Source organism: Arcobacter sp. ISO1, assembly GCF_058105185.1.
Genome location: NZ_CM176573.1, coordinates 866,287 through 889,729, shown reverse-complemented (window position 1 = coordinate 889,729; position 23,443 = coordinate 866,287). Strand labels below are relative to the sequence as shown.

Sequence of the window (23,443 nt, the reverse complement as noted above, 5' to 3'; positions counted from 1 at the left end):
ATTACGCCTTTTTTATTACAGCTTTACTGTATCTATATTGCTCAAATAAACTTTTTGTAGCTAAATCTTTTTGGAAGGTTGAAACATATGCTATTTCACCTTCAATTTGTTCATCACAAAAAGCTTTTAACTCTAAAGAAGTTCCATTTGAAGAAACATTAACCTTATCACCTTTTTCTAATCCAAGTTTTTCAAATAATGATTTTGAAGCAAAAATTCCAGACTCTAAGTTCTCTACAAACTCATGGGCAATTGCTGTAAACTCATTGAATTGATTTATTGGATTAGCTCTATAAATAATCATCTCATCTTCATTTACATCTAAAGTTTTACTTGTAGCTTCATCTAACTCTTCAACAATAAATGAACTATTTATCTCTTCTTGAAGTTTTTTCTGTTTAACAATTTCAATAGGTAAAATATCATAACCTCTATATTCAACTCTATTATTTCCAAAGTGGTTTGATAATTTGTCAAAATGAACTGCACTAAAACCTTTTTCTTCAGGAAGTTCAATTGTATATTCAATTGTATGTTCAACATCTGTATCAAGTACAATATTTGCAATATCATTTAGAACATAACCTTTGTACCCTATTGCAACATTTGTTGGGATTACTTTTTTATCAATGCTGACAAAAGTTCCTTCTTGTTGATTAAGTGCAGGCATATCTAAATCACCATCACCTAAAGCACTTAATTGGAAGTCTGCTTTTTCATTATAACCTACGCTAAATCCACTTGCATCTTCTTCTAAATCACAAAGTAAACTAACTCCAAGTGTATTTGTTTGACTAGGGATAATTACAACTTCAAAATCTGTAAATTTATCAATTAAACCACAAAGTTTTGCTAAGTTTTCAGCCTTTGGATGAGTATATAAATCCTCACCAACCATTAATGAAAATTTGTCTTTTTTAGCAAGTAAAATATCAATAGTATCTAGTAGTGTTTCATCTTGACCTATATTTTCAAGTAATTTTGTAAACTCAAACTCTACTTCTTTTGATACTTTTTTAGGTACTACTTTTTTAACCTCTTTTTCTTCGCCTGTCTCTTCATCTTTTACTACATTTACAACAGTCTCTTTTACTGTTTCAGTTATAGTTTTAGTTCTTGTTTCTTTTAGACTATCAAGATATGTTTGAACATTTTGAGGTAAATCTTTTCCGAATTTATCTAAGATAAGATATAAAATTGATTCTTCACAAAGTGGCTTATGGTATACAAACTCTGATGTTTTACCTTTTTTGCCAACTTTTTCCATAACTGGGTCAGCTACTGGATGGAAATAAAGTCCTGAGCCTTTATTCATAATAACTGAGTTGTTAAAGGCATATCTTGCATTTGGCAAGTCTGATTTAAGATATGAACCTACTGAGATTACAAAGTTTGAATCATGAACATCTTTTAATGTTGAACTGTATAAAGATTGACCTGAAGTACTTGCATAATTTTCTAAGAATTTTTTATAATTGTAAGCATCTTTATTTACAAGTTTTGCACCCGTTTTAGAAGCAATCTTTTGTAAGATAAAAGCCTCTTCATTTGTAATATATGAATTAAACTTTATAACTTTTGCTTTTTTAAAGGCTTCAACGGCATTATTAAAGGCTTCTTCATCTTTACCTACAACTTTATTTTCAAAGTCATAAGCAAATCTAGCTGCACCATTTAAAGTTGAATAATGATGTTCATTTGTAACTCTATAGATTTTTTCATCTGAATTTTCAATTGATTCATGTTTTGTTTCATAATACATAAAAGCACAATCACTTGAATGTGGATTTGCTGCAGGAATTTTATTTAATTCCCATGCATTTGATTTGTATTGAAAATCTGCACTAACAAGTGCTCCAACTGGACAAACAGAGATACATTCTCCACAGTCAGTACAGTTATCTTCTTCAAAACCAATAAGTGATTTATTTAGTTTGTTCCACATTGAGTAAGCATCTTTAGGCATAGTATCTTTAAATACTTTTTCAATACCATCTGCTCCTCTTTTTACTGTACTTAAAGCATTTGAACCAATCATATCTTTACATACAGTTACACACTTTTCACAAACTATACAAAGTCCAGGGTCATATTTCATTACTCCCCAAACTGCTGCTGGTCTATCAACATCTTTTATAGTATAGTTTTGAGAATCTACTTTCATGTATAATGAATAATTTTGAAGTTCACACTCACCACTTTGATCGCAAACTCCACATTGTAAAGGGTGGTTTACATCATAAACTTCCATTATTGCTCTTCTTTCTTTGGCAATATTTTCAGTTTGAGTTAAAACATTTATCCCTTCTTTTACTTTTGAGTTACATGAATATGCTTGTTTTCCATCTATTTCAACAAGGCAAAGTCTACATGCTAAAGTTGGAGAACATCTAGTTAAGTAACAAACAGCTGGGATAAAAATATCATTTGCTCTTGCTACATTTAAAATATTTTCACCCTCTTTGGCTTGAATACTCTTTCCGTCTATTGTTAATGTAATTAAATCACTCATTATGCATCAACCTTTTCAATCTTTACTTGCTTATATCTATAACCTTGAGATAAGCTACTAGAATCTTCAGTATCCATTGCACATAAAGCAATGGTTCCATAAAGATCTTTGTTAACAGAAAATTTTCTTTTAATCTTTTCACCATTAAAATTTATATAAATATCATCACCATCTTTTACTTTTGCAATTCTCTCAAAAGATTCACTACCAACTAAACTATCAGTTTTTTCTTCCCCATAAAGTCTATAAACTACTGTTCCATTATATGAATGCAATTCTTCAGGCTCTTCTAAAGACTCATCACAAACTTCATTTAAAATCTCTTGATACTCTTTTTCTAAACAAACTATTTTCAAATCAGAGAACTTTCCTATTACAGATAAAATTTTTGTAATATTTTCTACTCTCTCATGGGAAAATATATCTCTTCCAATAATCAATGTTTTATTAGTTTTTGAATTCGTTCTTTCAAAAGCTTCTTCAAACTCTTCTTCACCTGCAGAACTTTCAGCAGAGATATAACCAATATCTAAGTCATCTATATAATTTTGAACTTTCTCATCACTACTTTTTACAAAAGTATCTAATAAAAGTGAAGCAATACCCTCTTCACTACCAACTTCATATTTTATAAACTGTGAATAGTAAACTTTTAAATCAATATTATCAATAGGATGCATATAAACAAATTCTGCTGTATTTTTAGCAATTGCTTCGATAATGGCTTCTTGAATCTCAATATTATCTGCTGCCAAAAATGAACCAAAAGTGATGATATAATCACTTTTTGAAATAATCTCTTTTATATTTTCCATCTCTACTCTTCACTACTTTCTTCAATTGTTTTTTCTTCAGGTTTTACTTTTTTAACTACAATAGTCCAATCAACTTCATTAAATTTCAAAGAGTTCATTAAAGTGTATCCCGCTTCATAAATAATATCTGCACTTTTTTGAACACAAGAAAAATCTCCAATTTCAAAAAGGAAAATTGCATTCTCACCTGTCTTTATATCTTTATCCATAAGTTCTAACATTCTGTCATAGAAGTTATCTTTTAATGGTCTTAGGTCGTATCGTTTCATTTATAACTCCTATGCTTAACGGTCAATTTCACCAAATACAATATTTAAACTACCAACCATAGTTACAACGTCAGCTAATTGATGCCCAGGTAATAGATCTTCAAAAATTCCTGTATGCCAAAAAGATGGAGCTCTTAATTTCATTTTATACGCATAAGGGCTTCCATCACTTACAACCATATATCCTAACTCGCCCTTTGGTGATTCTGTAGCAACATAAATCTCACCTTTAGGTGGTCTCATACCTTGAGTCACTAAAACAAAGTGTTGCATTAATGAATAGTTTTGAGTCATAATATCTTCTTTTGAAGCTGAGATATATTCAGGTGCATTAGCCATAAGTTCACACTTACTTTCTTTATACATAGGAATTAATTGTCTTAAAATCTTTGAAGATTCTCTCATCTCTTGCATATAACATTTATATCTTCCATAAGAATCACCTGTTGAAGAAATAGGAACATCAAAATCTAACTCATCATAAAGTCCATATGGCATCTCTTTTCTTAAATCCCATTTAATCCCAGACCCCCTTAAAACCACACCAGAACATGCCCAACTTTTTGCTAATTCAGGAGAAATAGTTCCAACATTTTCAAGTCTCATTCTCCAGATTCTATTTTCTGTTAAAAGTCCTTCATATTTTTCAATCTCAACTTCTAGGATTTGTAAAAACTTCTCAAGTTTTTCACAAAAATCTTCTGGTATATCTAAAGGTACTCCACCTATTCTAACTGCACTATGGGTAAGTCTTGCGCCACAATAATCTTCAATTAAGTCCATTGCGAATTCTCTTTCCCTAAAGGCATATAGGAAAACAGACATAGCTCCTACATCAAGTGCATGTGTTGCTAGCCAAAATAAATGTGAAGTTAATCTATTAAGCTCTAAAAGCATAGTTCTAATAATCTCTGCTCTTCTTGGCGCCTCTATGCCTAAAAGCTTCTCAATAGCTAGAGCATAACCATAATTATTTGAAGTTGAAGCGATATAATCCATTCTATCTGTTGTTGGTAAGAATTCATTATAAATCATATTCTCACCCATTTTCTCCATACCTCTATGAAGATATCCAACACCAGGTCTTGCTTTTACGACCTCTTCCCCTTGAAGTTCTAACATCAATCTCATTTGTCCATGAGAAGATGGGTGCTGAGGACCAAAGTTAACAATCATTGTATTATCTTCAGTTTCAAAATGAATATTCTCAAAAAAAGGTTTTAATCTATTTGCTACTTGACTCATTCTTCTTACCTCTTCTCATCTAATGTAACTGATTTGTTTTCATCAAGTTTTTTGATAATTGGAATTCCACCCTCTTCTTGATAAGCAAGTGGAGTGTGTTCTGGTTCTTTTCCATCAGTAATATCAACTCCATATGGAACTTCATGACCAAGTCGTGAGAACCTTTGAGTATCATATCTATCAACTTTTGCACAATCTCTTTGTTCAGGTCCAATTACATCTCTATATTCTTTTCCAAAAATCTTATCAACTTCATACCATTGAGCTGATTCATCTCCTGTTAGAGGATATGTTTTTCTAAGTGGATAATCATACCAATCATCAGGCATAAGAATTCTTTTCATATTTGGATGATTAATGATTTTAACTCCATACATATCATACATTTCTCTTTCTGCCCAATTAGCCATTTTAAATACACTATAAACAGATTCAATAGGTTGTTTTTGTCTAATAAAAGTTTTTACTCTCATTCTTTTTCTTTTTGACATAGATAACATCTCATAAAAAATCTCAAATCCACCAAGACTATTAATATAATCAATTGCAGAGATTTCCATACACATGTCATATTCTAAGTCTTCTTTTAAAACTTTTAAGACCTTTACATTATCTTCAGCTTTTATATGAATAACTAACTCTTCAATCTCAATATAAGATTTTGATATTTCAAATTTTTCATTTAAACTTTCAATATCTTTTGCATAAATTTCATCACTTGAAGGTTCAAATTTTGGAGTTTGAGGAGCCACATAAAATCTATCATTAAAATATGATTTCTTTTGTACATCATTTTTAGGTGTATATTTTCTCATTACACTAACCTTTTTTTCTTCATACTTTTAAACGCTCTTTCTCTTCTTATTTTCTTTTGAAGCATCATTAGTGCATATTGTAGTGTTTCAGGTCTAGGAGCACATCCAGGAAGATATATATCAACGGGAATAACTCTATCAACACCTTGAACTGTTGCATAAGTATTAAACATTCCCCCTGTATTTGCACATGAACCCATTGAGATAACCCACTTTGGATCAGGCATTTGGTCATATAATCTTCTCATGAATTCTGCGTGTTTTTTTGTCAAAGTTCCGGCAACAATAATACAATCTGATTGTCTAGGACTTGCTCTAAAAATTGTCCCAAATCTATCAAAGTCATATCTTGAGGCTCCTGTTGCCATCATCTCAATAGCGCAACAAGCAAGACCATATGTCATCGGCCAAACTGAATTTGATCTACCCCAGTTTACAACCTTGTCAATAGTCGTAAGTGCAATAGGTGCACCACCATCTTTAAAATAGTTTACTTTATGCTGTGCCATTCAAGAGCTCCTTTTTTCCATGCGTAAACAAATCCAATAGTCAATAATAAAATAAAAAGAATCATCTCAACAAACCCAAACCAGCCTAAGACTTTAAAATCTACTGCCCATGGGAACATAAAGATAATTTCAATATCAAATAATATGAATAAAAGTGCCATCAAGTAAAACTGTACAGATATACTACTTGGCTGTTTAGTAACTTCTGGTCCACACTCATAAAGAGTTGACTTTAGTTTTTCCGTATCAAGCTTCGCTAACTTTCTTCCTATTCTTCTTGCAATTTCAACAACTACAATGAAAGCCCCAAAGGTAAGGACAAACATAAAAAATGCACCAAAATAGGGATGAGAAAACTCCATATGCGTCATCTTTAATCCTTCATTAATTTTAAAAATTACTTTTAAAGATAATATCCAATCTCCTATAAAGTAAGTCTTAATATAAGAGATTGTTATATCGTTAAAAAAATCTTTTTAATATATAAGTTTTTATTATTAAGAAATTCAATTAAGTTAATTTTAATATATTGATATGATAGTAAAATGAGAATTAAGTAATTCTTAAGTGGATTTTAGAAAAAACCCACTTTATTCTCAGAATCAAATTGACCCTTCTTCTCTTTTTCAATTTGTTCTTCAAATGCCTTTACAGTAAAAACAGGCTCTTCATTTACAGCAATTCTAAATGCTGTATTTTTGATTACCATCTCAATCTGACCACCGGTTAACTCATGTTTTGCCAAAACTTTTTTATCAAATTCTTCATCTAAAGGTAGTTTTTCTGGTAATAGTTTCTCCCATAAATCTACTCTTTGTTCAAAATTTGGTTTCTTAAATTCAATCTTATAGTTAAATCTTCTTGAAAAAGCTTTATCAAGAGATTCAAGTAAATTTGTAGTTGCAATTAATATTCCATCAAACCGTTCTATCTGTTCTAAAAATATATTTTGCATCTGATTGTGCATCTTTTCACTGCCACTAGTACTAGAAGTTGTCCTAGAGCTTAGAAATTGGTCTGCTTCATTTAGTAACAAAATTGGTTCAGTTTTACTTTTTTCTCTTAATTCATAATATTTATCAAAAATTGCTCTTACATTTTTTTCACTTTCACCTACATACATTGATAAAATCTTTGAACAATCAAAGCTAAGAACCTGTCTTTTTAAACTCTTAGCAAGTGCCAAAGCAGTTAATGTTTTACCAGTTCCTGCAAATCCATAAAAGATTATTCTTGCTTCAATTCCACTTTTTTTATCTTTTAAACCCCATTGTTTCAATCTATTAAAAACTGTTTTATCCATTTGTTTTAAAAGTGAATTTAATATTTCCCTTGTTTTCGTATTTAAAACTACATCATCTAAAGATTTATTTGTAGAGATAAGTTCAAAGGTATTTTGTTCACTAATTAATGATTCTAGTTTTACTTTTCTATTTCTAGTCTTTTTCTTATTTGGATTTGGATGAGAGATTTTGTATAGCACATCTTCTGGGATATAAAAGTTTCTATTAATCCCACCAAATGGTGTTAAAACCTCATCATAATCAACTAAACCATTTGAAATTAGTTTTGAACTTTCTTCAAGTAAACTTCTGTATTTAATTTTCTCATAATCATCACTTGATACAAGTTCAATTAATGAGTTCATATCTCTTATTGTTCCATCACCCCCAGAGTATTCTTCTTTTAAAAGTGCTAAAAACAACATCTGTTCTTGTTCATTTAAATCATTAGTTTTAAAAAAATCTTCAATCATAATCTCATTGCTTGTTTCTTTTAATCTATCTCTAATTCTATTTTCAAGAAGTGTTAGCTTTGTTTTTAATCTATTTATATTTGGTGAGTTTTCATCAAAGTTTCTTTTTACTAAATTTAATTGCTGTGCAAGATCGATTTTAAAAAATTGATCTTGTAAATACTCTAAATGATCACCATAACTTTTTATTTCAGGTAAAACAAAATCTAAAGAACCTTTTTCAAGAAGCTTTAAATATGCAGGGGATAATGTAACTGCTGAATTTAAAAGTTCAAGCCTAGACATATCACTTAGTTTTATATGATCAAAACTATTTTGAACCAACCAACCAAGTCCTAATAAGGATTTTATTTTTTCAACATGATGAAGATGTTCAAAGTTTTTAACATCGTAAAATTCTGCAAGGATGTCAATAACGATTAAAGTCTCTCTTCCTGTTGTATACTCTTTTGTAATATATTGTAAAATCTTTGCTTCTTCATTAGAGCATTTTAGATGCTTAAAAAATGTAGTATCTTCTACATTTTGAGCTTTTATAAAATCAATAATCTCATTCATTAATTTATTTTTTCCTTTAAACTTTTATAGAATTCATCTATATTCTTTTTTTCTTTGAACTTTATAGTGTAGCTGTTATTTATAATAATTGCCATATTGTTTTTTTCTATATTTTTTATTTCATTTAATTTATATATAGTTTTGTTTTTCTCTAAATCAACTGTAAAACTATTTAAAATTTCCATAATCTCATCTTCACAAATTCCTTTATAAGAACCCTTAGAGTAAATGACATTTTGACAGTTTTTTGATTTAAAATAGTTTTCTATTGTCTGTAAATTTGAATTATCCATTACATTCAATACAATTACTATAAAAGCTATAAAACCAAAAACTACTAAAAAAATCATTTTTTTAACTCCTTAAAACAAAGAATATATTATTATATTACAACAAAGTCATTGAAGGTTAACCATGAAATTTATTCTTTTTGTTTTATCCGTAATTTATCTTGTCACAGGTTGTTCTACAAAAGAACCAAAGAAAGAGATTTCACATCTTGATAAGGGTAAGAACTATTACTTTGTGGAAGAGTTTATTTATAAGAAAAAACAAATAGACTATTTTGAAAAAGAGTTTGAAAATATTTTAAATTCAAATAATCTTGAGGTATTAAAAAAATTTAGAAATTTTTATGCAACTAACTCTAGCTATTTTTTAAATGGTTTTAAAAAAGTATCCCTTTTAGAAGACAAAATTGAGAATTTTGATAGCCCTAATAAAAATTCCCATCGATATTTATTAACAAAAGCTTTAAGTGTTGATAAACAAGAAGCAATTAAAATCTATGAAAAGCTTGCAAAAGAAGAAAATATTTTTGCAATGAGAGAATTGGCAAATCTATACAAATATGATAATAAAGTTTTATCAATTATATGGTTTGAAAAACTTGTTGAAAAAAATGATATACAAAGTATAAAAGATTATGCCTTTGCAAATTTACGTATGGTAAGTCCTATTATTGTTCAAAATGTGAAAAAAGCTGTTGAGTTATATGAAAAACTAGATTCTTTAGGAGAGGTTTCAGGATTAGTACACCTTGGTAATATTTATGAATATGGCTACTTTAAAGATGAGTTTCCCCTTGATAAACAAAAAGCACTTAAATATTATGAAAAAGCTGCAAAACAAAACTATACACCCGCTCAAAAGAAACTTGCTAAAATCTATCTTTGTCAAGAGTGTGAAGGAGATAGATATAATAAAGAAAAAGGGATAAAGGTTTTGAAAAAACTCACTTCAAAGGGTGATGATGAAGCTAAAGAACTTCTTATAAAACTTAGTTCTATAGGAACTGAAGAGCCCATAGAACAATAGATACAGTTAATAGGGAAACTAAGGTTTGTAAGGTTATGATTGAAGCCATAAGCCTACTATCTCCACCCAATTGTCTTGCTAAAATAAATGATGAAGGGGCTGTTGGCATACTTCCAAAGATTAAAAGCAATGATAATAAAATACCCTCAAGACCAAATAGTCTTGCAATAACAAACATCACAATAGGCATAACTAGAAGTTTTAGAACTGAAGCTAATACTAGTTCTAGTTTTGCTTCTTTTATTGAACTTAAGTCAAGGGAAAAACCAATTGATAATAATCCCATTGGAAGAGCTGATGCACTTAATATTTTTAAAACATTTTCACCAATAATTGGTAAACTCAAATCAAGATAGTTTATACCCCCACCTATAAAACATGCAACAATTAACGGATTTGTAACAATTGACTTTAAAAGTCCAAATAGTGTTGCTTTTTGATCACTTACATAAACAGCAAAAGAGGTTATACAAATAAAGTTTATAAAAGGGATGGCAAATGTTATAAGTAAGGCAGTTAAAGCAATTCCTTTATCTCCATATATTGCAGAAATTAAAGCTAAAAGTACATAAGTATTAAATCTAACTGCACCTTGAATAACAGAACTAAAAGCAGGTCCAGCAGTTTTAAACTTGAAATTCAAAATTATCGTTATAAAAAGTAAAGTAGTAATCCCTAAAATACCAGTTAAAACAAAATCAAAAGCCTCTAATCCATCTAAAGAAGCAGTTGAAAGTTTATATATTAAAAGAGATGGCATAAGAACAAAATAAGTTAATTTATCTGCATTTGACCAAAACTCGTTTGAAGGAAATTTTATCCTTTTAAAAAAGTATCCAATTAAAATAAGCAAAAATATTGGTATAAGTGCAGAAAAGATATGTTCCATTTTATATAAACTCCATTATAAATAAAAAGAAGATTATAACATAATTTGACCAAGTGGTCATCTAATCATTTTCAAGATTAAAAGTTAAGGGGAAACCTTAACTTTTAGATTTGTGATAATTTGTTTAATTGAGTTATCATATTTTTAGCACTATCTTCATTTAATGGTTTTTCATATGTAGTTAAAAGTTCTCTAGCTAAAATATTTGCACCTAAGTGTTGAAATTGTATTCTCATTGCTTGAAGCCCTTTAGCTCCACCTCCACCACTATGGGTTGCAAGTCCTACGATTTTCTCATGGAAAGCATCTCTCCAATCTTTTGTAGATCTTGAAGTCCATGCCATTGCATTATTAAGTACTGGTGGCATAACACCGTTGTATTCTGGAGCAACAACAATAAATGCTTTTAATGACAATATTTTATCTGCTAATAATTTTACAGTTTCAGGGATACCATTTTTTTCCTCTTCTACTGTACTATAAAGTGGCAAATTTAAATCCACTAAATTTATAACTTCTGCTTCTACATTTAATTCATCTGCTAATTGAGATAGTTTTTCACCTAGTTTCAAGTTATTATTTGAACTAGCAACTAAAATTCCAATTTTTGACATAATAATCCTTCATATTTAATTCATTAAACGCGAATTTTATAACTTTTAGTTTATGTAAATATTAAATTTATTCCTTAACCAGTAACTACAAGGAATAATTCTTGTATATATTTTTTAAAAGGCTATTAAATGAAAAAAGGCTCTAAACCTTTCAACCCTAACGATTTTTTTACTACACAAACAGTAAAAGATATAGTACCAAAATTTGAAGAACTTTATTCTTTAAACTTTAAAGAGATAAGTTTAAATGAAGAACTTACAAGAAGAAACTATGAAATCATTTCAAAAGAGTATAAAGACTTTATGTCTGCATCTTTGGCAGACTATTATGAGTTTGAGGTTGATGAGATTGTTTAAATTAATAAACATCTCTCAACCTTTTTATTAATGAATTCAAAATATTTTCATCAATTGATAATTCCATTCTATCTACAACTAAAGTCTATAATTCAACACACTTTTTAATACAATTTATCTGTTCTTCGATAGTAAACCTTTGCCAATTGTTATTAGATTTTTTCCATTATGCTATTTTAGAATCAATTAAAAGTTATCAAGGATGATGTTCTATTTCATTTCAATACATCATATGTTTTGGTTCAAGTATGGAAAAACTCTTATTACTCAATGTGCTATTGCAATTTCAATACATCATATGTTTTGGTTCAAGCCCAACCTATTTAAAATCTCTTCGCTTGGATTTTTATTTCAATACATCATATGTTTTGGTTCAAGAGTAGCAAATGAAGGATACACTTGTATAAGTGCAAAAACATTTCAATACATCATATGTTTTGGTTCAAGCTGTGATTTCAGTCTTAGTTTTTCAAGTTTTTTGAAATTTCAATACATCATATGTTTTGGTTCAAGTAGCTTCACATGATTGTGAATGGACTGATTTAAATGAATTTCAATACATCATATGTTTTGGTTCAAGCAGATACTAATCATACCCATGCTCTTAAAACAATAAAATTTCAATACATCATATGTTTTGGTTCAAGGAAAGATGGACTTGTCCAAATGGAACAACATTAACATTTCAATACATCATATGTTTTGGTTCAAGTTGTTGCTTGAGTTCCTATTGCTGCGTATAGTATATTTCAATACATCATATGTTTTGGTTCAAGAAAATCATAAAACAAGGAAACAAATGAAAAAAACAATTTCAATACATCATATGTTTTGGTTCAAGATATCTTCTAAATAACCATTATGATATAACTCTAATATTTCAATACATCATATGTTTTGGTTCAAGAAGTGGGGTTAAAAGTGCCTATGGTATTGCAACAGAATTTCAATACATCATATGTTTTGGTTCAAGAACTTGAAATAGTTAATATTTAATTTATCTACAAACATTTCAATACATCATATGTTTTGGTTCAAGTTATCCATAAACTCGCACATATTAAAACTCCTACTTTAATTTCAATACATCATATGTTTTGGTTCAAGCCACAATCTCTACAGTTTTACCCTCATATTTCATAATTTCAATACATCATATGTTTTGGTTCAAGTTTTGGTAAATGTCTATAAAAAGTTACTTTCATTTATTTCAATACATCATATGTTTTGGTTCAAGCAAATTCATAACCCATGTCACATAATAAAATAAGATTTCAATACATCATATGTTTTGGTTCAAGTGTTGCTTTCAATCATGTTTTAGTAGATTCTTCAAAATTTCAATACATCATATGTTTTGGTTCAAGGACTCTTCTGAATTTAACAATGTTCCACCAGCTTTATTTCAATACATCATATGTTTTGGTTCAAGCTGATGTTCTAGTCCACCAATCTTTCTCTAGTTCACCATTTCAATACATCATATGTTTTGGTTCAAGCCACCTATGATGATGTTATCTTGATTTACTGCTATATTTCAATACATCATATGTTTTGGTTCAAGCTAATCCTAATCAATCAATCAATAATAAAAGTGTATTTCAATACATCATATGTTTTGGTTCAAGTAGGACTTGCAACTGGTACGGGAGCAGTCGCAACAGAATTTCAATACATCATATGTTTTGGTTCAAGATATTTCTCTTCCACCTCGAAAAGCGTCTTCAATATTTCAATACATCATATGTTTTGGTTCAAGCTTAGCAGACAAATCCATTGCTGAAAAGTTCTCCAATTTCAATACATCATATGTTTTGGTTCAAGTATTCGTATCTAACCCAATAGTTACTATTTACCGAATTTCAATACATCATATGTTTTGGTTCAAGCAGAGACGCTCAAACAAATCAAATATATTTAAATACATTTCAATACATCATATGTTTTGGTTCAAGTAAAAGCTTTTGCAGATACTACTGAATTAACTAAATTTCAATACATCATATGTTTTGGTTCAAGTTTTGTCTGACTCTCAAGATTCTTTTTGTAAGTTCATTTCAATACATCATATGTTTTGGTTCAAGATTTAGGTATTTAATAAAATACCTAGACAATCTAATATTTCAATACATCATATGTTTTGGTTCAAGAATACTGCAATAGTTCCAACAAATCAAGATGCTTTATTTCAATACATCATATGTTTTGGTTCAAGCAAGACATTCTTCTTTTGCTATTTTTTGATATTTGGGATTTCAATACATCATATGTTTTGGTTCAAGCTTGTCATTATTTCTCCTTATTTAACCATATCTCAATTTCAATACATCATATGTTTTGGTTCAAGAAAGTTTTTTGTCTAATCAAAGCTTCTTCAACAATATTTCAATACATCATATGTTTTGGTTCAAGAAAACTACCTTCTTGAACATTAACATCCATATTTAGATTTCAATACATCATATGTTTTGGTTCAAGAAGTCTGCAGCTAAAGACTCTGCTGTGAATTCTTTATTTCAATACATCATATGTTTTGGTTCAAGACTTTCATTTCTTTCCTTTCTTGTGAATTTGGATTATTTCAATACATCATATGTTTTGGTTCAAGAGTATATCGATCAAGATACAGGCTTTTTACATATTAAATTTCAATACATCATATGTTTTGGTTCAAGAATTAGCAACAAATCAACCAAGTGTTACATTAAAATTTCAATACATCATATGTTTTGGTTCAAGAAAAGCATTTACAACTATTAAACTCTCATAAGCACGATTTCAATACATCATATGTTTTGGTTCAAGATTTTCAGCAACTTCAATAATGTCCATATCATCAACATTTCAATACATCATATGTTTTGGTTCAAGCTTTACACTCTTGTTTATTGAATTCAATTTGAACACTATTTCAATACATCATATGTTTTGGTTCAAGAAAGAGTTTGAAGCCATTGAAGCAGAAGAAAACTTATTTCAATACATCATATGTTTTGGTTCAAGAATGTTGATACAAAAGCTAAAACTTTTAAGTCTCGATTTCAATACATCATATGTTTTGGTTCAAGCTTCTGTAACACCATTTTTCCACATATATTTCATATTTCAATACATCATATGTTTTGGTTCAAGGCAACATCAAGCAAGTTTTTAAGATCAGGATCTTCATTTCAATACATCATATGTTTTGGTTCAAGATTATCATCTCTGTAATTAATCCCCTTCTAAAACTAATTTCAATACATCATATGTTTTGGTTCAAGCAAGATATACAAATGCAGTTCATCCTAATAGTGTATTTCAATACATCATATGTTTTGGTTCAAGGAAGATGATTTAGGCACTTCTAAAATACACTTTCCCTTTAATTGGTTCTTTAGAGAAGTTTTTCCAACCGATTATTTTAAAACAATAAGTTGTGAAAGAACTTTTTAAAAGTGCCTTATTATAGCTATTTTTAGATGATATTGTTTTTAAGTAGCTTGGAAAAATTATATAAAAATAGATTCTGCTTCTTTTTTATCATTTCCTATAACAACTTCTGCAAAGCTTCCTGAGTTTTGTACCTTTATGATAGAGATAAAATCCAAGTCTTTGTCTATTACTTTTTTTAGTTTAGCTTCTAACATTATTTGATCAGAAGGAGTTATATTTCCTCTGAAAATAGATTTTTGATGGTGTTTTAGGTATTGTTTACATATTTTAAAAACTTTTGCAACTCTATATTTACCCACATCGCTAAACTCATCTGCTATATCATAAAATAAAAAAACATAATTGTGATTTATATTTTGTTTTTTTGCCATTTTACATTTTATCCTTTAGTAAAAATGGACTAAACTCTTTTTCTTCAACTATGTATTTTATAAGTTTATATCCATCTAGTTTGATGCAGTTTTTAAAGCTTGTTTTTCTTTTTAGTTTTTTGTGCATAAAAGTTTCATTTATCCTTGTTTCAAAGGCATCTATAAATATCTTTTTGCCCTCTTCATTTAAAAGCGCATAATTCAAGCTTTTGTCAAAGTGCTTTGCAACTTGCAATCTTTTTTTACCTACTAAATCAAAAATAGTCTTAAATACAATGATAGGTTTAAAAGCTTCACTTATATCAAGACTTAGACTAAATCTTCCCTCTCTTGGAGAGTGCAAGAAACTTATAGTTTGGTTTAGGTGTGTTTCATATATACTTGATATTGTTTTTGTATAAAGCAAAGTATTTCCAAAACTTACAAGGGCATTTATAGGGTTATCTGGTGGTCTTTTTACTCTTTTATTCATGATGAAATCTTCTGGTAAAAAGTATTTAAAACTATCGTAAAACCTATTCCAAACTTGCCCTTCTACAAAAAGTATTTGCTCTATAGTTAACTCTTTATTTAAAAGCTTTTCAACATCATTTTTAAGCCAATCTAACACCTGCTTTAACTCTTTTTTTCCATGTCTAAAATAGTGATATAAGGTTTCATGAATATTTAAAGATATAGCCCTTACAATAGCTTTTGCTATGTGCAATCTTCGCTCAATAAAACATAAAGATTGTTTTATAGTCAAGTCCCCACTTACAAGTTGCTCTTTAGGATAAAAACTTCCGCTATAATTTCCATGATAATTAAAAAGATGAAGTGTAATACCAGCACGGGAGATAAAATCCAAAAACTTAGTATTGAAACTAACTTCATTCATACAATATAGTTCCCTAGTATCTTGAATAGGGATATAAAAGTTTCCTTTTTCATTCCTAAAAGCTATGGAGTTATCTTTGCGTTTAAGTTCACCCATTGAAAATATATATCTAGTATGATTTTTTGCCATTTTAATCCTTATATAAAACAATACTCATAATAAGCACACTTTTTACACTTGTTTTCAAATTTTGCTGTTGGTGGTACTGGTGCATTTATAAGAGTTTCTATCTCTTCACATATTTTTAAAAGCTCTTTTTCATTTACCTCATCTAAGTCAATATAGTGTACTTTTTTATCTTGTTTATTTTTTTCTATAAACTCTATTTTCCCTTTTCTTTCAACACCTTTTTGTTTTAGTTTATAAAGATAAAGTAAAACCTGCCATCGTACAGATTCTATATCACTATCACTTTTTTTAATCTCAACTAAATAATCACGGGTGAGTTTATCTATCTTGATATTGTCAATACTTATCTCAGCCTTTTTGGATTTGTCCTCATTTATCTCATGTAAAATTTTACCTATTCGTACATCTTCACTATTGTCTTCTAGGTTTATGCGGTTGGCATGAAGCCAGAGTTTTGTTTTGCATATAAAAAAGTATGAGATTAGAGTGCCGTTTATTTTCATTTGTTTTCTAATAAGTCTTTTGCATTTTGATTTGTTACAACTTTTTTACCTGTTTTCTCTTCTATAGCTTTTCTAGTATCTCCTGCTATTATTCCACCCTCTTTAGCTATTTTTTTACTTTCAACTAGTCCTTCTGGCTTTTTTTCTTTTGAGATTTCTGCTGTAGTTGCTTCTGCAAGCATATTAAGAACTAGTTCAAGATTTGTCATATTGTCTCTTAGGTTCTCTTTTTTGAGATTCTTGAGTTTTTTATACTCTTTTGTAGTATTCCCACTCCAAGCTTTTGAAATAATATCAGTAAGAAGAGCAAACTCCTTACCCTCTTCCACTCCTCTTTGTTTCCATTCATCAGTTAGCTCTTTTCTTACTTCAATACTTTTAAGTCTTTGGTTTATCCACTTTTCAGAGTATCCAAGTTTCATATAATCTCTCAAAGCAGCATCAATAGACTTTTCAGGATCTTGTATAGCTTCTATTCTCTCATAGCCAACCTTTGCTAGCCACATTTTAAAAGGTTCAGCTTGAGGTGAGGGAATAGACTGGATAAGCCTTAAAAGTTGTTCTGTAGTAGCTACATCAGTAAGTCTCATCTTACCATCAGATGCTTTCATTTTCAACTGGTGACAATTTGTCACCGTTTCATTTCCTTCCTCTTTTAATCTCTGTTTTAGTTTATTCCAATATTTTCTAGGACTAGCACTTTGAGTTAATATTGTCACTACATCTACAATACTAAAATACCAAAGTTCTTCACTCTCTTCCCAATGACTTCTTATCTGCTTTGATTCAAAAAGTTGTATTTTGTCCATATTTTACCTTTTTACATAAATTCGCAAGATTTATCATCATCTATCAATAATCCCTCTCTATAACTATATTTTAAGTCTAAAACTTTATAAAAAGATTCTTTTTGTGATGTATAAAGATATTTTCTTCCATAATAATTTGGTAATGAAATAGTATATTCATGGAATTTTTTTGAATCTATATTATCATCTAAAAAATCATCTACTAATAAATAGTCTACTTTAGATTGCTCTATATATCTTAAGTCATAATTATCTTCAGATTTTTTTATTCCATCTAATTTTTTTAGAACATCATCATATTTTTTATATCCTTGTTTAAATAGGCTATCTATTTCATTATTTATCTTTATATCATTTTTAAAGACTTTATCATAAACTATATTTAACCATTCTACATATTTCCCAAGTTCAAAATATCCATTCTCTATAGTATCAAAAGATGTTTGTAGTAGATACTTTGACTTATAAGGGAACTCTTTTTCATATTTAAAAATATATATTACTCCCTTTTTAGTTTCATCTTTTTTACGATTTACTCTACCAAACCTTTGAATCAAAGAATCAATTGGAGCATTATCTGTAAACATTATGTCAAAATCAATATCTAATGATATTTCTACTATTTGAGTTGCAATTAAAATAAAAGGTTTATTAGCATCTAACTTATCAAAAATATCCTTCTCTTTTTGATTTTTATCTCTTTTTTTGAATGTAGAATGATAAAGTATCAAATCATCTTCATCTATACCATAATCATCTCTAAGCTTTTTATATGTATCTGTTGCACTTTTTACACTATTTCTTATAATTAATATATTTTTATTTTCTTTGAACTTTTTAATTAGTAAATGAAAGTTTTCATCAAGTTCTTCATCTATTTTTATAATTTCATTTGCTTTTTTCTTAAATAATTTTTTCTCTGTTATAATTGGATAATTCTCAATACCTAATAATTCTTTTATCTTAGTAGGAATAGAGGCACTCATCAAACAAACTTTTACATCAAATTCATTGCAAAGTTCTAAAAACCTTTTTAAAAACCCCATTAATTTAAAATCATAACAATGCACTTCATCTATAATTACAACTGAATTTAAATAGTTTTTTGTTGCAATATTAAATCTACCTATATTTATAAAAAACTTTAAAAGGGAATCAATAGTAGAGACAGTTACAGGTTTTGAAAAATTTTTATTAAAAGTTATTTCACTCTTAAAAAAATCATCTACTAAACCATGTTCCTTTTCATAGTCCTTCTCAAGATATAACTTTGAAGATGAATGTATAAGTCCACATTCATTTTTATCAAAAAGAGAAGTCACTCTTTCATATAATTTATTTGAAGTTACTTGTGTAGGAATAGTATATATTATCTTAGAGTTTTTATCATATAGATTTTTTATAGCCCACAACAAAGAACCTTCTGTTTTTCCTTCTCCTGTTGGTATTTCTACAAGTACACTCTTACTTAAAATTGATAAATCTTTTTGAAAATCTCTTAAGATATCAAAAGATAATTTTCCTTTAAAATTTTCTTTTGTGGGTAGTTCTTCAAAATATGTTTTTGGTAAACTTCTGCTAAACCTAGCACTTGCAAGCCAATCTGCGAGATTTAAAATACCTGAGACATAAGCGTATAAAGTTCTTAATTTGTGATTTTCTTCTATATATTTTAAATCATCTTCAATATCAAATAAAATATCTTCTATATCTTTTTCTATCTCAAAATCAAAATCATATGAACACTCTTTATTTAAAGAGTTTTTATAAGAGTTTTTATAATTAAAAAAAATACTCTCTACACTATCTAAAAAAGTAAAATATGCATTATTACTATTATATGGTAATAGTGTATGATGAGTTAAACAAAGAGTTAGTAATAAATTTATAGTGCTATCTTCTTCACCTGAAATATTAAATTCATTTATTTGGTTTAAAACACTTACACTATATAAAGAATGATATGAATTAGTTCCATTATTAATAGTATTTTGAAATTCAATAGTAGCTTTTCCAATATCATGAAAATAACAGCTAAAAAAAATCAAATCTAAAATCTTTTCTTCTTCCCAACCACTTATTATAGAAACTTTTGATAATGACTTATCATCTATTAATTTCAAAGCTTCTTCCATAACCCAATTTGTATGTTCTTGTAAAGTCTGAGTTTTAATCTGCTCATCTTCTACGATTTTTTTTGCTAATATTTCCACTAGTAAAACACCACTTTATTATTAAGTTCAACATCTACAAAATTCTCTATATCTTTAGCAAACTCTATTTCACAATTTAAATACTCAACTTGGCTAAATTCAAAATCTTTATTTGATTCTTTTGGTATTCTTTTATTTTTTTTATCAAAAGCTATAAACTTTGTAGGAATTAAATTTATAGTTGGAAGCTCTATACTTTTTGATAAATCTTTCACATATGCCTTATAAGAAATATTTTTATCTAAAAAAATAGAATTTATTTTATTTGTACATTCTTCTTCCATTTCTAAAGTTTTAATATTTTTTATCTCAATCAACTCATCATCCATTCCTAAAGATGGAGTATTTTTAGGCAATCTTAGATTTTCTAAAATTTCATTATAAAGTCTTTCATCTTTTATTTTTAGATATACCGTGTATTTTGGAGAAAAAAGTTTATCTCTTCTAACTACACTTTTCCCCATATTTTTTTTCTCTAAAGTTTTATATGACCATAAATCTTTAGCTCTACCTTTAATCTCATTTATTACAACTGATACTTCAAATACCTCTTTATCTAAAATCTCAAAAAACTCTTTTTGAGATTTTAATGAGATATTACAAAGCATTCCTATGATAGTAGTTTTTGGTGGAGCTAAAAAACTTTTATGATAAGTTCTAAAAAAAGGTATTCTATATGAATTCATAAGACCTTGTATCTCAAATCTTATAACTTTCATTATTTACTCTTTAATATATCTTTATACTCTTCTATTGCCTTTGCTACAGAAACTACATTTTCAAAGCTATTTTTTATCTCTTCTTCATTTTTGAATATCCCTTTTGATATGCCTATAGTTAGAGATTCTACATCTGTGTCTTCAATAGCTTCTTTTATATTTTCAATATTTATATTACCTTCAATATCCACATCCAAGCTATTTAATAAAAATGGATTCCCCGTTTTTTGTTTAGCTATTACTATAAATTTTGGTGAAATATCTTCAAGGTTTCTTGATTGTTTTGCTCCACCATTAAAGTTTTTAATGGCATCTAAAAAGATATTTAATCTACTATTTTTTTCTTCATTATCTAAAATTTCATTTACATCATAAGTATATTCATCGATTTCATTTCCTATATGAGAAGTATTTACCATAATATTCCCTCTCATAAAATTTAATGTATCTATCTCTATTTGTACAATATTCCCACTTTTTTCATTTTCTTTTTTTGGTTTTTGTTTTCTTGTAAGGTAATCATATTCACCTTTATATGGAAGTATTGATATAAGAGGGGTAACTTTTACAGGAGACCATCTTCTGCCACCATTTGGGAACATATATCCAAAAAGATCAAGATCTATAAACTTTCTATAAGCCAATTCTTTTACATCTTTTAATTTTTTATCAAGATCTATATATTTACCATTTTCATCTCTAAATGTTGGATTACCATTTTCACTAACTTCTGTAATTCTTTGTCCTAGTTGAAGTAGTGTTTCTTTAAAATATCTTCTTAAAGCTTGTCCCGAAACATAAGCATACTCTTCACCATTTGCACTTGCGATTTTTTTCATTTCAGTTATATTCCCACCTGTCCCTTCACTACCATTTAATGATGCTAAATTTACTTTTGTAATATATGCGATATTTAAAAACATTTCTTCTCCTTATTTATTTTGTTGCAATTTTGCATAGTTTGTTACTTTAAATTTATCAATTGCATAAATTGATATATAATCTCTTATAATCTCCCAATCACTTTCTAGAATTTCAATTATCTCTTCTAAAGATTCATTAAACTCTTTTGAGAATCTTGCTTTATCTTCATTTTTCAAACTTGCAAACTTTAAGTCTTTGAAATATGATAATAATTGTTTATAATTTTTTACATTTCTTAGTTTGAAAAGTAAATCTTTATCTCCTAATTCTGCACAAAAATAACCAATTGACTCACCTAAAACTTTTGACTTCTCATGTGTACTCATATTTTTCCCTTTCATTATATTTTTTAGATAAATTTTTTCAAATTCATATAAACCTTTACCAAAAGATTTAGATTCATTTTTCAAAATATTAAAACTAGTTGTATAATAATACTTTCTAAGAGATTTAAACTCTAAAAAAGCTTTACACCATTTCTGAAAATTTATATTTATTTCTTTTGAATTTTGAGATAACCCAAATGTCACTATCATATCAGCAAGATAAATAAAAAGATTACTCTCATATTCTTTTTGAACATTTATTTTTGTTTTTTTAAGTTCCTCTAAAAACTGTATAAACTGATATGCTTTTGTATATTCATTTAAAGATTTTTTAAAAGTCCCATCTTCAACATAAATAACAAAAGAAATCTCTTGCAAAGCATTAAAAATTTTTTCTTTTCTTTTTGTCATTTTATCTTTATGCAAAGCTTTTTCATAACTACTTTCTATATGAGAAATTTTTGAAAATAAATACATAAAAAATTTTAATTCAAATTCAACATCACTTTTAGAGATATAAAAGTTTTTAAACTTTTTACCAAGTATCTTATCTTTTCTCAATTGGTCATAAAAATTAACATTTGTATTTGTCGTTATTAAAGTATCGTTTTCATCTCTAAAACTATTTTTTTCATCTTTTATTTTTAAATCTCTTTTAAAAATATTTAATGCTTCTATATTAGATGAGTTTGGATAGATAAAAAAAGCAAAGTTAAAATAGTGTTGTATTTTTGTACCAAACCAGTAAATTAAAGCTTCCCATTTGTCTATATTATAATTTTTAGATATTTTTATCATATCATGAAAACTTTTTTGCCCATCTTCAAAATTATGAATAGAAGAATTTAAAGCCAAAAAATCATCTTTTACTAAGTATGAAGAAAACTTTTCAATATGTTTTTGTAAAGACGATAATACATAAATTTCCTGCTTTGATTTATCATAATAACACTTCTCTATCTTATACTCATCTTTAGTGTGATTTTCATTTTCTTGTATATATTTTTCTTCTTTTTTTAAAAGTTCTTCTTTTGATATAGATAAATAATCAATATGCACTCTTATCAAAGCATTTTTAGAATCATTACTTCCACCATTTTTTATATTTACTTTTGGGGCTTGAGTGAACTCATTTGTATTTGTATCAAAAAATATTCTTGTATTTTTTTTATTAAAAGTAACTATCTCTTTTTTTTCTAAGAATTTATTTAAAATCTCAAAAAAGATTTTTTCATCTTTGTATTTAAGTTCTAAAAAACTTTTTTCTAATTTAATATCAATATCAAAAGCATACTCTTGTAAAAACTGGTATAAATTTATTAAACCATTATTAAAAAATACATCTTTTACCATAAATCTTCTAATCATAATTCTACCTTTATAACTCTCTATATATTTTTATAATTAAATATAGCGCAATTAAAATATCTTTTAAAACCTTGAATACAGAAGTAAAAAGTTTCATAATACAATCCATCAAT

Annotated in this window: 21 protein-coding genes and 1 CRISPR repeat array; of the genes, 2 read left to right on the top strand and 19 right to left on the bottom strand. The window is 27.8% G+C overall.

What is annotated here, in order from left to right:
- Position 1: 1 nt before the first annotated feature.
- From AC2TY9_RS04520 to AC2TY9_RS04480, 9 genes are all read right to left on the bottom strand, one after another.
- The gene (locus AC2TY9_RS04520; RefSeq protein WP_489779743.1) at positions 2–2,512 is read right to left on the bottom strand and encodes an NADH-quinone oxidoreductase subunit G; all 2,511 of its coding nucleotides are present in this window, start codon (positions 2,510–2,512) and stop codon (positions 2–4) included.
- Positions 2,512–3,327, bottom strand: a complete 816-nt coding sequence (locus tag AC2TY9_RS04515; RefSeq protein WP_489779742.1) for a hypothetical protein — start codon at positions 3,325–3,327, stop codon at positions 2,512–2,514. The genes AC2TY9_RS04520 and AC2TY9_RS04515 overlap by 1 nt, the downstream gene beginning before the upstream one ends.
- A 2-nt stretch (positions 3,328–3,329) precedes the next feature.
- Positions 3,330–3,596 (bottom strand): NADH-ubiquinone oxidoreductase subunit E family protein, encoded by a 267-nt coding sequence (locus tag AC2TY9_RS04510; protein WP_489779741.1) that lies wholly within the window; start codon positions 3,594–3,596, stop codon positions 3,330–3,332.
- A 15-nt stretch (positions 3,597–3,611) separates the two neighbouring features.
- Positions 3,612–4,841 carry an NADH dehydrogenase (quinone) subunit D gene (nuoD, locus tag AC2TY9_RS04505; protein ID WP_489779740.1) on the bottom strand — a complete coding sequence of 410 codons (1,230 nt, stop codon included), beginning with the start codon at positions 4,839–4,841 and terminating at the stop codon, positions 3,612–3,614.
- 5 nt (positions 4,842–4,846) lie between these two features.
- Positions 4,847–5,656, bottom strand: a complete 810-nt coding sequence (locus tag AC2TY9_RS04500; protein ID WP_489779739.1) for an NADH-quinone oxidoreductase subunit C — start codon at positions 5,654–5,656, stop codon at positions 4,847–4,849.
- Complete coding sequence (locus AC2TY9_RS04495; protein WP_489779738.1) at positions 5,656–6,165, bottom strand: NuoB/complex I 20 kDa subunit family protein; 510 nt, start codon at positions 6,163–6,165, stop codon at positions 5,656–5,658. The genes AC2TY9_RS04500 and AC2TY9_RS04495 overlap by 1 nt, the downstream gene beginning before the upstream one ends.
- Complete coding sequence (locus AC2TY9_RS04490; protein ID WP_489779737.1) at positions 6,147–6,536, bottom strand: NAD(P)H-quinone oxidoreductase subunit 3; 390 nt, start codon at positions 6,534–6,536, stop codon at positions 6,147–6,149. The genes AC2TY9_RS04495 and AC2TY9_RS04490 overlap by 19 nt, the downstream gene beginning before the upstream one ends.
- 203 nt (positions 6,537–6,739) lie before the next feature.
- Complete coding sequence (locus tag AC2TY9_RS04485) at positions 6,740–8,479, bottom strand: ATP-binding protein (RefSeq protein WP_489779736.1); 1,740 nt, start codon at positions 8,477–8,479, stop codon at positions 6,740–6,742.
- Positions 8,479–8,829: a hypothetical protein gene (locus AC2TY9_RS04480; RefSeq protein WP_489779735.1), complete on the bottom strand. Its 351-nt coding sequence runs from the start codon at positions 8,827–8,829 to the stop codon at positions 8,479–8,481. The genes AC2TY9_RS04485 and AC2TY9_RS04480 overlap by 1 nt, the downstream gene beginning before the upstream one ends.
- 64 nt (positions 8,830–8,893) lie before the next feature.
- On the opposite strand from AC2TY9_RS04480, the gene AC2TY9_RS04475 reads away from it, so the two are divergent.
- Positions 8,894–9,796, top strand: coding sequence for a tetratricopeptide repeat protein (locus AC2TY9_RS04475; protein ID WP_489779734.1), 903 nt, complete (start codon positions 8,894–8,896; stop codon positions 9,794–9,796).
- Here AC2TY9_RS04475 and AC2TY9_RS04470 read toward each other — a convergent pair.
- The gene (locus AC2TY9_RS04470; protein ID WP_489779733.1) at positions 9,765–10,685 is read right to left on the bottom strand and encodes an AEC family transporter; all 921 of its coding nucleotides are present in this window, start codon (positions 10,683–10,685) and stop codon (positions 9,765–9,767) included. The two genes, AC2TY9_RS04475 and AC2TY9_RS04470, sit on opposite strands and share 32 nt — an antisense overlap.
- A gap of 104 nt (positions 10,686–10,789) precedes the next feature.
- Entirely contained in the window at positions 10,790–11,299 is a 510-nt protein-coding gene (locus AC2TY9_RS04465; protein WP_489779732.1) for an NADPH-dependent FMN reductase, read from the bottom strand.
- 129 nt (positions 11,300–11,428) lie between these two features.
- Here AC2TY9_RS04465 and AC2TY9_RS04460 point away from each other — a divergent pair, with 129 nt between their 5' ends.
- On the top strand, positions 11,429–11,656 hold the full coding sequence (locus AC2TY9_RS04460) for a hypothetical protein (protein ID WP_489779731.1): 228 nt from the start codon (positions 11,429–11,431) through the stop codon (positions 11,654–11,656).
- A gap of 217 nt (positions 11,657–11,873) precedes the next feature.
- Positions 11,874–14,983: a CRISPR direct-repeat array (repeat unit 30 nt; unit sequence ATTTCAATACATCATATGTTTTGGTTCAAG).
- A gap of 164 nt (positions 14,984–15,147) precedes the next feature.
- Here AC2TY9_RS04460 and cas2 read toward each other — a convergent pair.
- The 8 genes from cas2 to AC2TY9_RS04420 are packed head-to-tail and all read right to left on the bottom strand — an operon-like array spanning position 15,148 to position 23,330.
- The gene (cas2, locus tag AC2TY9_RS04455; RefSeq protein WP_489779730.1) at positions 15,148–15,462 is read right to left on the bottom strand and encodes a CRISPR-associated endonuclease Cas2; all 315 of its coding nucleotides are present in this window, start codon (positions 15,460–15,462) and stop codon (positions 15,148–15,150) included.
- A gap of 1 nt (position 15,463) precedes the next feature.
- On the bottom strand, positions 15,464–16,468 hold the full coding sequence (gene cas1b / locus AC2TY9_RS04450; RefSeq protein WP_489779729.1) for a type I-B CRISPR-associated endonuclease Cas1b: 1,005 nt from the start codon (positions 16,466–16,468) through the stop codon (positions 15,464–15,466).
- An 8-nt stretch (positions 16,469–16,476) separates the two neighbouring features.
- Complete coding sequence (locus tag AC2TY9_RS04445; RefSeq protein ID WP_489779728.1) at positions 16,477–16,971, bottom strand: CRISPR-associated protein Cas4; 495 nt, start codon at positions 16,969–16,971, stop codon at positions 16,477–16,479.
- A complete protein-coding gene (locus AC2TY9_RS04440; RefSeq protein WP_489779727.1) occupies positions 16,968–17,780 on the bottom strand; it encodes a BRO-N domain-containing protein in 813 nt (270 codons plus the stop codon). Before AC2TY9_RS04440 ends, AC2TY9_RS04445 begins: the two co-directional genes overlap by 4 nt.
- An 11-nt stretch (positions 17,781–17,791) precedes the next feature.
- Positions 17,792–19,993, bottom strand: coding sequence for a CRISPR-associated helicase Cas3' (gene cas3 / locus AC2TY9_RS04435; protein WP_489779726.1), 2,202 nt, complete (start codon positions 19,991–19,993; stop codon positions 17,792–17,794).
- Entirely contained in the window at positions 19,993–20,712 is a 720-nt protein-coding gene (cas5, locus tag AC2TY9_RS04430) for a CRISPR-associated protein Cas5 (protein WP_489779725.1), read from the bottom strand. The genes cas3 and cas5 overlap by 1 nt, the downstream gene beginning before the upstream one ends.
- Positions 20,712–21,635 carry a type I-B CRISPR-associated protein Cas7/Cst2/DevR gene (gene cas7i / locus AC2TY9_RS04425; protein ID WP_489779724.1) on the bottom strand — a complete coding sequence of 308 codons (924 nt, stop codon included), beginning with the start codon at positions 21,633–21,635 and terminating at the stop codon, positions 20,712–20,714. Before cas7i ends, cas5 begins: the two co-directional genes overlap by 1 nt.
- 9 nt (positions 21,636–21,644) lie before the next feature.
- The gene (locus AC2TY9_RS04420) at positions 21,645–23,330 is read right to left on the bottom strand and encodes a hypothetical protein (protein WP_489779723.1); all 1,686 of its coding nucleotides are present in this window, start codon (positions 23,328–23,330) and stop codon (positions 21,645–21,647) included.
- Between the last annotated feature and the right edge of the window lie 113 nt (positions 23,331–23,443).